Source organism: Leifsonia sp. NPDC058194 (genome assembly GCF_042883605.1).
Taxonomy (GTDB): domain Bacteria; phylum Actinomycetota; class Actinomycetes; order Actinomycetales; family Microbacteriaceae; genus Leifsonia.
This window is the reverse complement of record NZ_JBHVVL010000004.1, coordinates 444,968-457,861: the sequence shown is the minus strand read 5'-3', so window position 1 is coordinate 457,861 and position 12,894 is coordinate 444,968. Positions and strand designations below refer to the sequence as shown.

Sequence of the window (12,894 nt, the reverse complement as noted above, 5' to 3'; positions counted from 1 at the left end):
TCAGATCCTCGTGGTCTTGATGGCGGTGGTGTCCAGGCGGGGGTTGAAGGATCCCGTCGCCGGTGCGGTGTCGGAGTGCTGCGGCGCGAACCAGGTGCCGACGATGGCGATCAGCGCGAGGGCGCCGAAGAACCAGATTGCGGACCAGAAGGTCCCGGTGATGGCGATCAGGCCGGTCGCGATGGCCGGCGACAGGCCGCCCCAGACCGCGGCGCCGATCCCGTACGAGAGGGACATCGAGGTGTAGCGCGCCTGCGGGCGGAACATCTGCGTCATGACGGTCGAGAGCGGAGCCCACGCGCCGCTCAGCGTGATGCGGATGACGCTGACGAAGATGTAGATGAGCGTCACCTGGTGGTTCTGGATGACCAGCACCAGCGGGATCACGGCCACGAACGAGAGCAGCGATCCGAGCATGATGACCCGCTTGCCTCCCCACTTGTCGCCGAGCAGCGCCAGCGGCAGGGTGACCAGCGCCTCGATGAACGAGGCGACCGTCATCGCCCCGAGGATGACGCCGGCGTTGAGGCCGACCTCCGGGCTCGTGGCGAAGTTCTGCACGAAGACCGTGGCGATCACGTAGCCGCCCGACGACATCGCGATGATGCAGAAGCCGAGGATGATGGCGAGCCAGTTGTTGCGCAGCGCGAACAGGATCGGGGTGGACTGCGTGTGCCCCTCGATCTTCTCCTCGAAGACCGGCGTCTCCTCCACGCGGTAGCGCACCCAGATGCCGACGCCGATGAGAACGATGCTGAACAGGAACGGCACGCGCCAGCCCCAGGTCAGCAGCACGTCGTCGCCCATCCCGGCGAGGATCCAGAACGCGCCGGAGGCGAGCAGAGCGCCGAGCGGGTTGCCCAGCTGGGTGAACCCGCCGTAGAAGTTCTTGAACTTCGGAGGTGCGCTCTCCACCGACATGAGGCTCGCGCCTCCCCATTCGCCGCCGACCGCGAGGCCCTGCGCGATGCGGAGCACGATGAGCAGGATGGGCGCGAGGATCCCGATCGTGTTGTAGCCGGGCAGGCAGCCGACCAGCACGGTCGCGACGCCCATGATGAAGAGGGTGATCGTCAGAGCACGCTTGCGGCCCAGCTTGTCGCCGATGTGGCCGAAGATGATCCCGCCCAGCGGCCGCATGAAGTACGCCACCGCGTAGGTGCCGAACGAGGCGAGCGTGCCGAGCGCGTGGTTCACCTCCGGGAAGAACACCTGGGGGAACACGATGGCCGCGGCCGTCGCGTAGACGTAGAAGTCGTACCACTCGATGGTCGTGCCGACGACGGACGCCAGCCCGGCCTTCAACGCGCGGGCGTGCCCGGGGGGTTGCGTTGCGGTTAGAGACACACGAAGCTCCTTTGCTTGCATTGCCTGGTTCGATTGTCGTGCTCGTTTCGACGTGAAGTCTCTTCCCGTCGCGATGAATGCGCAAGCGCAGTTCGGCGTCAGGCGCAGCGCTCTGCCATCGTTTTGACGTCGGGGATGATCAAAACTATCGCGGATCGTCCGGACTGGTTCGTGTTCGCCATCGATCTGCGGCCCACCGCGGGTGTTTCCGGGTATTCTGCGGATGTGCCGATCCGCCCCGACCGAACCACTCCCGAGCGCGACAGCGACGCCCTCGACAGCAGCCTCGTCCGCGCCCTGCAGTCCGACGGCCGCGCCAGCATCCACGAGCTCGCCCGCACCCTCGGCGTCTCCCGCGACCTCGTCTCCCGCCGCCTCGGCACCCTCATCGGCCGGGACGGGCTCCGCGTCGTCGCCGCCCTCGACCCCGGTTTCGCGGGCCTGAACGTGCTGATCCACGGCATGGTCGCCGTCGACGGCCGTGCTCGCCCCGTCGCCGAGCGGATCGCCGACCTCCCCGACACCGTGTTCGTCTCGCTGGTCAGCGGCTCCTCCCCCATCGTCTTCGAGTCCCGCCACGGCGACACCGACGAACTGCACGCCACCCTCACCGCCATCCGCGACATCCCCGGCGTCCGCGGCCTGCGCGTCAGCACCTACGACGCCCTGCTCAAGGAGTTCATCACCGCCGCCTCCGTCACCTCCGTGAAGCTGGACCGCCTCGACCACGACCTCATCGCCGTTCTGCAAGACGACGGCCGCGCCAGCTACCGCGAACTCGCCGACCGCGTACGCCTGTCCCCGTCGTCCGCGCGCGCCCGCGTCAAGCGCCTCCTCGACGCCGGCGTCATCCGCATCGCCGCCATCGACGCCGGCGGCCTCTCCCGCAACCGCGTCGCCGTCGGCGTCGGCATCGCCCTGCGCGGCTCGGCCGGGCCCGTGCACCGCTACCTCGTGGACACGACCGCCGTCGACCTCGCCGCGGACGCCCACGGCGCCTACGACGTGGTCGCCACCATCGTCGGCACCACCCGGACCGGCGTGCTGGAGGTCATCGAGGACCTGCGGGCGCTGCCCGAGGTCGGCGCGGTAGAGACCTGGGCCCACCTCGACATCATCAAAGAGGACTACACGCGGACGTTGGGGAGGATCGTGCGGGGGTAGCTCTGCAGGCCGCCCGGCTGTTCGCTCAGACCGCGAACAACGACGCGCGCGGGGTGTCGATCAGAGCCATGATCGGCATCAAGGCGGAGCCGAGGGCCACCGTGTCCCCGCCGAATGTCGCCGGGACGATCTCGAACTGGGCGCCCAGCCGGTCCAGGCAGTTGCGGCGCACCGCGTCGGCGATCCGATCGACGTGCTGCTCCATCAGCCGCATCCCGACCCATCCGCCGATCACGATGCGCTGCGGGTTGGTGAGGTTCACGACGCTGCCGAGAGCCGCGCCGAGAGCCTCGATCGCTTCGTCGACCACCCCGCGCGCGTCCGGGTCGGTCTCGGCGGCCGTGAGGAGCGCGCCGATGGCCTGCCACCCGCTGCCGTCGAACGCCCCACCCTGCTCGTGCCAGGAGCTCAGGATGGCGTTGGCACCGAGGTACGCCTCCACGCAGCCGCGCTGGCCGCAGCGGCAGAGCGCTCCGCCGAAGCGGATCTTGGTGTGCCCCCACTCGCCCGCGCTGCTGAAGGCGCCGTGCGCGAGCTGGCCGTCGCTGATGATGCCGAGGCCGACGCCGCGGCCCAGCAGGGCGACGAGAGCCTGGTCGATGCCGCGGGCGGCCCCGTACCAGAGCTCGGCGCGCGCCTGGGTCTTGGCGCCGTTCTCGGCGAAGACGGGCAGATCGGGATCGAGGTCGAGCGGGATCGGGCGGGGTTCCCAGCCGAGGCTCTGCGCGTAGAGCACCTGCGAGCCGTCGGGCTCCGTCTCCACCACGCCGGGCAGGCCGAGACCGATGCCGAGCACACGCGGCCAGCGCTCGCGATTGCGCTCGCGCAGCGCCGCCACCGCATCCTGCAGGTCGCGGTGGATGTCGTCGTACGACTCCTCGCGGCCGCCGCCGCGGAACTCGCGGTCGACCATGGCCAGCGAGAGGTCGAACAGCTCGACGGCGACCCCGCGCTCGCCCACATCCACACCGATCGCGTAGGCGCCGTCGGCGCGCGGGGCGATGACCGAGATCGGGCGACCGCCGCGGGAGGCGACGGACCCGACCTCCGCGATCAGACCGTCCTCGATGAGCTCGGCGGTGATGTTCGCGGCGGACGCCGAAGAGAACCCGCAGCGCCGGGCGAGATCCGCGCGCGTCGTCTCGCCCTCCTGCAGCACGAACTTCAGGGCGGCGGCGCGGTTCTGCTGGCGCAGGGTCGTGACGGTCGCCGATTCCCGGGGTGCGGGGCCGGCGGGCCGGGCCTGTGCGCTCATGGTTCGACGATAGCCCGTCACACGCTCACCTCGAGGCGGCGCACCAGCACCCGCTCGTCGGCGGCGAGGGTCAGCGTCCCGCCCTCCCAGCTCGCGGTTACCGCGTGCGGCAGGTCGGCGTCGATGCTCCACGCCGTGGGCTGCGACGAGAAGCCGAACGCCAGTCGCGATCCCGCGCCGAGCTCGACCGGCACATATTCGTCGGAGGCGTAGGGGCGCCCGGCCGTGTGGTGCCAGATCCCCTCGGGGACGGCCGCGGGGGTGAGCTGGACGATCGGCGTCTCGGCTGCATCGCGCACGCCCGTCCACGCCGGGAGGTGCAGCTCGGGCCGGGCGAAGAGGGCGTCCAGCACAGGGGTGCGCACGTCGCAGCGGTCGGCGGCCGAAGCGGTCAGGAACCCCTCGAGGATGCGCTCCGCCTGCCCGGCGTCGGGCCGCGCCGACGGATCGGCGATGAGGTCCCATCCCTCGGGAGGCCGCACCGACAGCGGCGAGGTCATCGTGTCGAGCTTCTTCCACGGCCAGAAGTTCCAGCCGATTCCGTGCCGCTCGTAGAGCTGCGTCGCCGCGTAGATCCAGCCCGGCGTGTTCTCGCCTCCCTCGCCCATGTAGATGGGTGCGCCCAGGTCGTCCCGCAGCTGCAGGAAGTCGGCGATGCTCGTCTCGTCGGGTGCGCACCAGTAGCGGTGGAACTGCACGGCCTGGTTGTCATCGAAGCGCACCCGCACCGGCTCCGGATTGGTGGCCCAGTGGCTTCCCTCGTACATCAGGAGGTGGCGGTCGTCGATCTCGCGGATCGCGGCCGTCAGCTCCCGGTACACCGCGACCAGGTCGTCGTTGTAGCGGTGCTGCCACTCGTTCGGCAGCGGCTCGTTGAGCAGGTCGTAGCCGAGCACGGACTCGCGGTCGCGGTAGCGCCGCGCCAGCTCGCGCCAGAGCTCGACCGTCTGGGCCCGGTAGCGCGCCGACATGAACAGCTCGGGGATGCCGTTCGGGGAGTCGTCGATGTTCGTGCCGGTCTGGCCGCCCGGGGCTCCGTGCAGGTCCAGCAGGATGCGCAGCCCCTGCTGCTCGCTCCAGCGCACGGCGCGCTCGATGAGCTCGAAGCCGTCCTCGAGGAAGGCGCCGTCGTCGTCCATGACCCCGCGGGCGTTGATCGGCAGGCGCACGTGGTCGAACCCCAGCGCCGCGATCAGTTCGAAGTCCCGCTCGGTGATGAACTCGTCACGGAAGCGCCGCCAGAACGCGGCGGCGCGCTCCGGCCCCACCAGGTCGGAGATCCGCCGTTCGATCTGCCGCGGCGACGACATCTCGTCGCCGAACGTCCACATGTACCCCTCGGCGAGCAGCCAGTTGCCGAGCCCGACGCCGCGCAGCAGCAGCGGTCCGTGGTCGTCGACCAGGTGCGTCCCCTCGGCGCGCACGAATCCGGCGGGCTGACGGTGGGCGGGAGTGTTCATGGTGTCCTTCACGGGTTGTGGATTGCTCACTTGAGGCCGGAGAGCGCGAAGCCTTGCACGACGTAGCGCTGGAAGATGACGAAGACGATCAGGATCGGCACGACCATGAGGGTGGACGCCGCCATCTGCAGCGACGGGTTCGTCGCAATCTGCTGGTTGAGCAGCGAGAGGCCGACCGACAGCGTGTACAGGTTCTGGTCGTTGGCGATGATGAGCGGCCAGAGGAAGCTGTTCCACCCGGCGATGAAGGTCAGCACGACCTGCACCGCCAGGATCGGGCCCGACATGGGGAGGATGATGCGGAAGAAGATCCGCCACTCCCCCGCGCCGTCCATCCGGGCCGCTTCGACGATCTCGGTCGGGATCGTCGCCATGAACTGCCGGAACAGGAACACCGCGAAACCCGACACCAGCATCGGGAGCGCGATGCCGACCAGGGTGTTCGTCAGCTTCATGCCGTTGAGGATCAGATAGCTGGGGATCATCGTGACCTGGCCCGGGATCATCATCGTGACGAGCACGAGGAAGAACAAAGCATCGCGGCCTGGGAAACGGAACTTGGCGAAGCCGTATCCCGCTGCGGCCATCAGCAGGAGCCCCAGCATGCAGATCACGACGATGATGAGCGTGTTCAGCAGGTAGCGGCCGAAGTCGAGCTCGGTGAACAGCTGGACGAAGTACTCGAACGTCGGCTGCTTCGGCAGCAGCTGCGGCGGGTAGGCGACCGACTCGCTGCGCGGCTTGACCGACGCGAACACCATCCACAGGAAGGGGAACGCCGTGGCAAGGGCCCCCACACCGAGCAGGGCGCCGATGACGATCGTCCCGGCGCGGCCGCGGCGAGCGCGGCGGCGGGGCCGACCGGGGCCGTCGCCGCCTGCACTGTCGTCTCCGCCGGCGGCGAGGCTCCGGCTCCCGCGTGCGAGCAGCTCAGTAGTCGACATCGGATCTCCTCAGGCGCAGCTGGACGACGGTGATGATGGCGATGATCGCGACGAGGACGACGGAGCCCGCACTCGCGTAGCCGAACTGGCTCGACGAGAAGCCCTTCTGGTAGAGGAAGAGCGCGATCGACGTGGAGGCGCCGAGCGGCCCGCCCTTGGTGAGCACGAACGGCTCGTCGAAGAACTGCAGCCACGCGATCACGGTGGTGATGGTCACGAAGAAGATCGCGAAGCGCAGCAGCGGGATGACGATCGACACGGTGCGCCGCACGCCGGAGGCGCCATCGATCGCGGCCGCCTCCAGGTACTCCTTCGGCACGCCCTGCAGGGCCGCGAGGAAGATGATGACGTTCAGGCCGAGCCCGCGCCAGACCGCGACCAGCACGACCGAGAATTTCACGACCGTCGGGTCGGAGAGCCACGGGACGGGCGGGAGCCCCACCACCGAGAGCAGGTAGTTGAAGAGCCCGAACTGGGTGTTGTAGAGGTAGCCCCACACCAGCGCCACCGCGACGATCGCGGTGATGGCCGGAACGAAGTAGAAGGAGCGCAGCGCCCGGAAGAAGCGGCCCTGCGAGCGGTTCAGGGCGAGGGCGATCACGAGCGAGAGCACGATCACGCTGGGGACGCCGATCACGGCGAAGAGGGCGGTGTTGCCGAGCGCCTGCCAGAAGGCGGGGTCGGCGAACAGTGCGGCGTAGTTGTCGCCGCCGACGAATTGGATGCGCGACCAGTCGCCGAGCCCGGCGAGGTTCATGTCGGTGAAGCTGACCAGCAGGGCGACCGCGATCGGCAGGATGCCGAAGGCGATCAGCAGCAGCATCGCCGGCGCGACGAATGTGTAGGGGACGAGTCGGGTCTTCATGGCCTCATGGCCGGCGATGCGCGGCGACCGGTGCCGCCGCGCACCGCCGGGGTTCATTTCGCGGAGGTTCCGCTGGTGGTCGTGAACAGGGTCTTCAACGCGTCGTCCCGGTTCGCGCCGGTGAGCACGATCGAGTTGAGCGAGTCGAGCAGCGCCTTGCCGGTCTCGCCGTCCCAGTTGGGGACGAGCGGGAGGAGGCGGGAGGAGGCGAGCTGCTTCGTGTAGACCGCGACGAGCGGGTCGGCGGCGAGCTTCTCATCCTCGAGCGCCTTCTTCACCGTCGGGAGCTGCCCGTCGGCCTCGTACCACTTGACCTGCACGTCGGGCTGCGAGAGGTAGTCGAGCAGCTGGAGCGCGCCCGCCTTGTTCTTCGTGGAGCCCCAGACGCCGAGGTTCGAACCGGCGAGCAGCGAGGTGTCCTTGTCGGCCGCGGGGACGGTGGTCACGCTCCACTTGCCGGCGAGGTCGGGGGCGGCCTGCGAGATTGCGGCGGCGAGGTAGGGACCGCTGACCAGCATCGGCGTGGTGCCGGTGATGAAGCCCTGCGTCTGGTCGAAGTCGCTGTTCGTGGGGACGCTCTTGTCGGAGTACAGCCCGGTGTAGAGGTCGACCGCCTTGTCGAACGCGGGGGTGTCGAAGTCGATCTTCCCCTTCGAGTCCACGATCTCCCCGCCCTGGTCCCAGGTCATGATAACCGGGAGGGCGCTGTCCCACTGGGGGATGTAGTAGCCGTACGATCCGTCGCCGCGTGCGGTGAGCGTCTTGGCGTCCGCGCGGAGCTCGTCCCAGGTCGCCGGCGGCGCGTCGATGCCCGCGGTCGAGAGGATGTCGCTGCGGTAGAAGAGCACACGCGTGTCCGACACCCACGGCATCGAGACGATCTTGCCGCCGATCGCGGTCGCGTCGCCCGCGACGCCGTCGACGAAGTTCGATGCCGCGAGGTTGGGGTAGTTGCCGAGCGCCGCGTCGTCGAGCGTGAGCAGTGCGCCGCTGTCGGCGTAGGTGCGCAGCTTGGAGAGGCCGATCTGGATCACGTCGGGGCCGCTGCCCGAGGCGACGGCCGTGGTGAACTTCTGGTCGACGTTGTCCCACGGGATGGCGACGGTCTTGACGTCGATCCCAGACTTCTCCTCGAACGGCTTGACCAGCGCGTCGAAGTGGGCGGAGCTGTCGCCCATGACCCAGACGGTCAGGGCTTTGCCGACGGTCTTGTCGTCGCCGGATCCGGCGGACGAGCAGCCGGCGAGGGTGGCGGCGGCCAGGGCGGCGGTGCCCAGGGCGAGCCAGCGCATTCTCTTCATCGAGATTTCCTTTCGGGTGTGCAAGTGCAGGTGAGGTGCAGGTGCTGACGCCTTTATCTACGGCTTAGATTAAGGTATGGATAAGTTGGAGCGCAAGAGGCTATTCCAGCCTCGTTTCGCGGCGGCCACCCGGCGCGGATCAGCACGACCGAGGACCAGCGCAGGGACCGCCCGCGGCCTTCACCGCAGGGACGGATGAGACGGCCGTCACCGCCATGGCCGCTGCTGCCACCAACACGGCCAGGACTTGTCGTTTCGCCCACCTCGTTGATCCGCGCGGAACGTCTGGTCGTTCCGTCGCACGGTCAGGACGGCGATCGGCGGGGGCTGTGCCAGGACCTCCGTCAGGTCACGCCCCTAGTGCTTCGGCTCTACGGAGCCGCCGACGGGAGAGTCGGCGCCGCGGGCTACCGCCCCTGCCGCTTCTTGTACGGCTTCGGCTGCCCCTTCACGGCCGGCGCGCGCCCCTTGCCCTTGGAGGCCTTGGCCTTGCCGCCGGCCGGGACGACCGGCTTCGCCGCCGGAGCGGGCGCTGCGGCGATCTCGTCCTTCGCCGTGGCGAGGAAGAGCACTCCCGCGTTCGTCAGCCGCGTCTCCGCCGAGTCGCGGACGAAGAGCGGCGCACCCACCTGCTCCTCCAGCTTCGCGATCGACGAGTAGAGGGACGCCAGCGGGATGTTGAGAGCGATCGCCGCGCGCGGGAAGTGCAGCTCCTCGGCGACGGCGACGAAGCGCACCAGCAGGGTGATGTTCACAGGAGGCCCTTCAGGGATGGTGGATGCGCGTGGGTCGCGATCGCGCACACCTCAACCGTACGTCGGTGGACAGGGCCGCACGACCGACGGCTGGTCACGACTGTTGTCGGCTGGTGTCGTCACGCGCAGACGCGAACGCTGCGCCCCTCGAACGTGACGACGTCGCCCAGCTGCAGCTGCCGCCCGCGCCGGCGGTCGACCTCGCCGTTCACGGTCACATAGCCGTCGATGATCGCCTCTTTCACGTCCCCACCGGAGTCCAGCAGCCCCGCGAACTTGATGAACTGCCCGAGGCGGATGGCGTCGCCGCCGATGGAGATGTCGTCGATCGGTGCGGGAGTCACCCTCGAAATGGTAGTCCACCGGCTGCTTCTGTTCGATGCCGGTGGTGCTCGGTCCGGGCGCGCGAGGATGATGGACCCATGCCCGCCGCTCACCGCCCCGGCCTCCAGGTCGACGCCGGACTCACGATCCCCGAGTCCGAGCTGTCCTGGCGGTTCTCGCGGTCGTCGGGCCCGGGCGGACAGGGCGTGAACACCGCCGACTCTCGCGCGGAGCTCGTATGGGATGTGGAGGCTTCCGCCGCCCTCTCCCCCTCGCAGCGCGATCGCATTCGTGAGCGTCTCGGCAATCGCATCGCCGACGGCGTGCTGACGATCGCGGCCTCCGAGCACCGCGCCCAATTGCGCAACCGGGAAGCCGCGCGCGCACGGCTGGTGGAGCTCGTCGCCGACGCCCTCCGCCCGCCCGCGCCTCCGCGACGACCGACCAAGCCGAGCCGCGGCGCCAAAGAGCGCAGGTTGACGGCCAAGAAGCAGCGCACCGACATCAAGAAACTGCGCCGCCCGCCCCACGACTAGCACCCGACTGCAGCCGGCATCCACGAAAGGAACGAGATGAGACCACTCCGCTACGCCATCAACGTCACGCTCGACGGCTGCTGTCACCACGAGGCGGGCCTTCCCCCGGACGAAGAGTCGATGCGCTTCTGGACCGCCGAGCTGGAGCGCGCCGACGCCCTGCTCTTCGGCCGCGTCACCTACGAAATGATGGAATCCGCCTGGCGGCGGCCGACATCCGGCACCTGGCCTTCGTGGATGGATGCGTGGCAGATCCCCTTCGCCGAGACCATCGACGGCGCCAGGAAGCACGTCGTCTCGAGCACGCTGCCCGAGGTCGACTGGAACGCCGAGTTGCTCCGGGGTGACCTGCGCGACGCCGTCGAACAGCTCAAGAATGGACCCGGCGAGGGCCTCTTCGTCGGCGGAGTGATGCTCCCCCTGGCTCTGGCGGACCTCGAGCTCATCGACGAGTACGTGTTCGTCGTGCAGCCCGTGCTCGCGGGACATGGGCCGACGCTGCTCGCTGGGCTACGCGAGCGCATCCAGCTCGAGCTCGTGGATCGGGAGGAGTTTCGGTCGGGGGTGACGGCGCTGCGTTTTAGGGCCGGCGGGTAGCGCGATACGTTAAAGACTATCGTCTCCAGCCAGGTCCTTCGTGTCGCCAGGGGCTGCGCCTAGGGAGTCTCAAGAACTGCGACCGCCCGCAACCAAAACTGGCGAGGTCGCAAAATCCTCGGGTTTCGGAGCCTTTGGACCGCACAGAGATGACTGCAATCACATCGAAGCTCACACGATTGTGGGCAACGTTGGTCATGACCCTTGTTGTCAAGGGTGAGCGCGTCAGCTGTCGCGGTTCCGCTTCGTCCTTAATGGGACTACTCCCTCCGGCGACCCTGGTCCGTGCACACCGCTGCGGCGAGCCGCGTCGGCAGTGAGTCTCCACTTAGCCGTAATCGTAGGGGCGGTCGCGATCCTTCAGAGCGTCGCGCTCAGAGCTTGCGAGAACGTCTTGCTGGTAAGTGGTGACTGATTCACCTGCCGTGGCCGCAGAAAGCTCTGGAAGCCTGGCATTGACTTCGCGCTCTAGTTCCGCAATCGTTTCGGCTTTCACCGATGCAGAGCTCCCGTTGCACTTCAAGCCCTCTCGATTCTTGTGCGGTCTATATACGACGTGTCGAGTGCTGTCGAGCGATAGCTGAATGAGCGATCCGCATTCTGAACAAAGCCCTCTTGCGCTACCTAGCCGTACTTCACGTTCCACCGCCAACGATTCAACGGGCTTTGCGCGCTCCGGTGGTTGAGCCCTCGTTGCCCTGTGCGGTGAATCCAATGCGGAACGCCTAGCAGCGACGACACTGTCCAAGGCGACACGCGAGTGTGAACCGAGGCAATAGCTACCGTGAGCGTCGTGTCGGGCAAGATGAGGAATCGTGCCTTCAACCGCCACGAGCTGTCGGCAGCGCGGACACGTTGCGCATCCGACCGTATTCTGCATGTTTTTCGGCGACGACCGAGCTACTTGCGCGTTTCGCCGCCGGGAGCCGTAGCACCACCATTCCCCGACCAGATGAGGCACGACGGTGCCATCCGCACGCTTTGTCGCGGTGCGCTCGCAGACCGGGCAGACGATTGGGCGCACATCGCGCCTTCCTGGCTTACGCGCCACTTCTGCCCTCCTGACGACGCCTTTATCACTAGATTGCCCACAATCTAGTGATGCTCGCGGCGTTTCACCACCCACCTGTGGTTCAGAGTGGTCCGACGCAAGGCGATTCGGATTCCGCAGATCCGTTCGCGGACTCAAGCGCTTACCGACCCCGATGTATAGCAAGTGACGGGCTGTTTGCCCCGTTGCTTGACGCCCGAGGCGACCTGCGCCACGCCGTCGTAAAACTCAAGAACGAGTCCGGCGAGGTGTCTTCGTCGGCGAGGTTACACTCCTGCTGGTTGATCGACGAGTACGTGTTCGTCGTGCAGCCGGTGCTCGCGGGACATGGGCCGACGCTGCTTGCCGGGCTGCGGGAGCGGATCCAGCTCGAGCTCGTGGATCGGCAGGAGTTCCGGTCGGGGGTGACGGCGCTGCGGTTTCGGCCGGGTGGATAGCCCGGCATGGGTTTGATTGCGAGCGGCGCAGGAGGCCGCGCGCGCCCCCACTAAAGATCACTCGGTCGAGATCGCCTCGGTCTGCCACGCCCGGATACGCTGATTCCGAGCAGCGACGAAACGCAGGGTGGCGTCGCGGTACTCCGCATATTGCGGGAGTGTCCGCGGTAGCGCATCGCCGTCGAAGCCGTCGAAAGGCGCCAGAAAAGCGATTTCGCCTGTCTCGCTGACGAGGTCTTGGAGGTGGAAGAACCTCACGTACCCGGAGAAGTCCACGAACAGCTTGAAGAAGTCCCGGTAGCGGTCGAGGGTCGCATCCAGCGGACTCGACTCTCCCCAGTAGAAGCGGCGAATGCACTCGAGTGTGAGATCGAATCGATCGCGAATGCGTGGACTCATTCCGCGGTGCTGGTTGATGCTCCATCCCCGTGCCTTGCCTCCTACCGGGAAGATGATGGAACCGCCGATCGAGTATCCACGTCGATGGAAGTCGAGATTCTCCTCCGGCGGCATCAGTTGATACAGCGCGCGGAGCGTTCCCCGGTGAGAGGTCACGATTGTGTCGCTGGCCACGGTGTGGACGCCGATCTCCTCGGATTCGTGGCGAAGGTAGACACCGCGAGTTCCAGGGTTGAGCTGAAGGCCGTGCCCGTTCGGCAGCGGCTTGCTCCACAAAAGTTGGTGGTAGCGCCTCAGTGTCGGGCTTGCAGCGTCCGGATCTCGACCGTTCGCGTCTGATCGCAGGTCGAAGTCGATGTCGATGTCGTCGTCCATGCCGGTCCTCCACACCCATTTGGGCACCCTTGACCCCTGACCCACAGGCTATTGGAGCGGGTACTGCAGCACACGCCATGTACG

Annotated in this window: 13 protein-coding genes; 4 read left to right on the top strand and 9 right to left on the bottom strand. The window is 67.8% G+C overall.

Annotated features, from left to right (window positions below; translation table 11 throughout):
• On the bottom strand, nt 1-1,347 hold the full coding sequence (locus ACFVU2_RS17035) for an MFS transporter (protein WP_387876700.1): 1,347 nt from the start codon (nt 1,345-1,347) through the stop codon (nt 1-3).
• 225 nt (nt 1,348-1,572) lie between these two features.
• On the opposite strand from ACFVU2_RS17035, the gene ACFVU2_RS17030 reads away from it, so the two are divergent.
• On the top strand, nt 1,573-2,511 hold the full coding sequence (locus ACFVU2_RS17030) for an Lrp/AsnC family transcriptional regulator (RefSeq protein ID WP_387876697.1): 939 nt from the start codon (nt 1,573-1,575) through the stop codon (nt 2,509-2,511).
• 25 nt (nt 2,512-2,536) lie between these two features.
• Here ACFVU2_RS17030 and ACFVU2_RS17025 read toward each other — a convergent pair whose 3' ends face one another.
• The 7 genes from ACFVU2_RS17025 to ACFVU2_RS16995 all read right to left on the bottom strand — a co-directional run bounded on the left by ACFVU2_RS17025 (nt 2,537) and on the right by ACFVU2_RS16995 (nt 9,435).
• Nucleotides 2,537-3,766: an ROK family transcriptional regulator gene (locus ACFVU2_RS17025; protein WP_387876694.1), complete on the bottom strand. Its 1,230-nt coding sequence runs from the start codon at nt 3,764-3,766 to the stop codon at nt 2,537-2,539.
• A 17-nt stretch (nt 3,767-3,783) separates the two neighbouring features.
• Nucleotides 3,784-5,226 (bottom strand): glycoside hydrolase family 5 protein, encoded by a 1,443-nt coding sequence (locus ACFVU2_RS17020; RefSeq protein ID WP_387876692.1) that lies wholly within the window; start codon nt 5,224-5,226, stop codon nt 3,784-3,786.
• A 26-nt stretch (nt 5,227-5,252) separates the two neighbouring features.
• Nucleotides 5,253-6,170 carry a carbohydrate ABC transporter permease gene (locus ACFVU2_RS17015; RefSeq protein ID WP_387876691.1) on the bottom strand — a complete coding sequence of 306 codons (918 nt, stop codon included), beginning with the start codon at nt 6,168-6,170 and terminating at the stop codon, nt 5,253-5,255.
• Entirely contained in the window at nt 6,157-7,035 is an 879-nt protein-coding gene (locus ACFVU2_RS17010) for a carbohydrate ABC transporter permease (RefSeq protein ID WP_387876688.1), read from the bottom strand. The genes ACFVU2_RS17015 and ACFVU2_RS17010 overlap by 14 nt, the downstream gene beginning before the upstream one ends.
• 53 nt (nt 7,036-7,088) lie before the next feature.
• A complete protein-coding gene (locus tag ACFVU2_RS17005) occupies nt 7,089-8,336 on the bottom strand; it encodes an extracellular solute-binding protein (RefSeq protein ID WP_387876686.1) in 1,248 nt (415 codons plus the stop codon).
• A 407-nt stretch (nt 8,337-8,743) separates the two neighbouring features.
• Nucleotides 8,744-9,091, bottom strand: a complete 348-nt coding sequence (locus tag ACFVU2_RS17000; RefSeq protein ID WP_387876683.1) for a LysR family transcriptional regulator — start codon at nt 9,089-9,091, stop codon at nt 8,744-8,746.
• Nucleotides 9,092-9,210: 119 nt separating this feature from the next.
• Entirely contained in the window at nt 9,211-9,435 is a 225-nt protein-coding gene (locus ACFVU2_RS16995) for an RNA-binding S4 domain-containing protein (protein ID WP_387876681.1), read from the bottom strand.
• Between the two features lie 78 nt (nt 9,436-9,513).
• Here ACFVU2_RS16995 and arfB point away from each other — a divergent pair, with 78 nt between their 5' ends.
• From arfB to ACFVU2_RS16980, 3 genes are all read left to right on the top strand, one after another.
• Nucleotides 9,514-9,951 carry an alternative ribosome rescue aminoacyl-tRNA hydrolase ArfB gene (gene arfB, locus ACFVU2_RS16990; protein WP_387876679.1) on the top strand — a complete coding sequence of 146 codons (438 nt, stop codon included), beginning with the start codon at nt 9,514-9,516 and terminating at the stop codon, nt 9,949-9,951.
• A gap of 36 nt (nt 9,952-9,987) precedes the next feature.
• The gene (locus ACFVU2_RS16985; protein ID WP_387876676.1) at nt 9,988-10,548 is read left to right on the top strand and encodes a dihydrofolate reductase family protein; all 561 of its coding nucleotides are present in this window, start codon (nt 9,988-9,990) and stop codon (nt 10,546-10,548) included.
• 1,332 nt (nt 10,549-11,880) lie between these two features.
• Nucleotides 11,881-12,036, top strand: coding sequence for a hypothetical protein (locus ACFVU2_RS16980; protein ID WP_387876674.1), 156 nt, complete (start codon nt 11,881-11,883; stop codon nt 12,034-12,036).
• 57 nt (nt 12,037-12,093) lie between these two features.
• Here ACFVU2_RS16980 and ACFVU2_RS16975 read toward each other — a convergent pair whose 3' ends face one another.
• Nucleotides 12,094-12,810, bottom strand: coding sequence for a DUF6994 family protein (locus ACFVU2_RS16975; protein ID WP_387876671.1), 717 nt, complete (start codon nt 12,808-12,810; stop codon nt 12,094-12,096).
• Nucleotides 12,811-12,894: the final 84 nt, after the last annotated feature.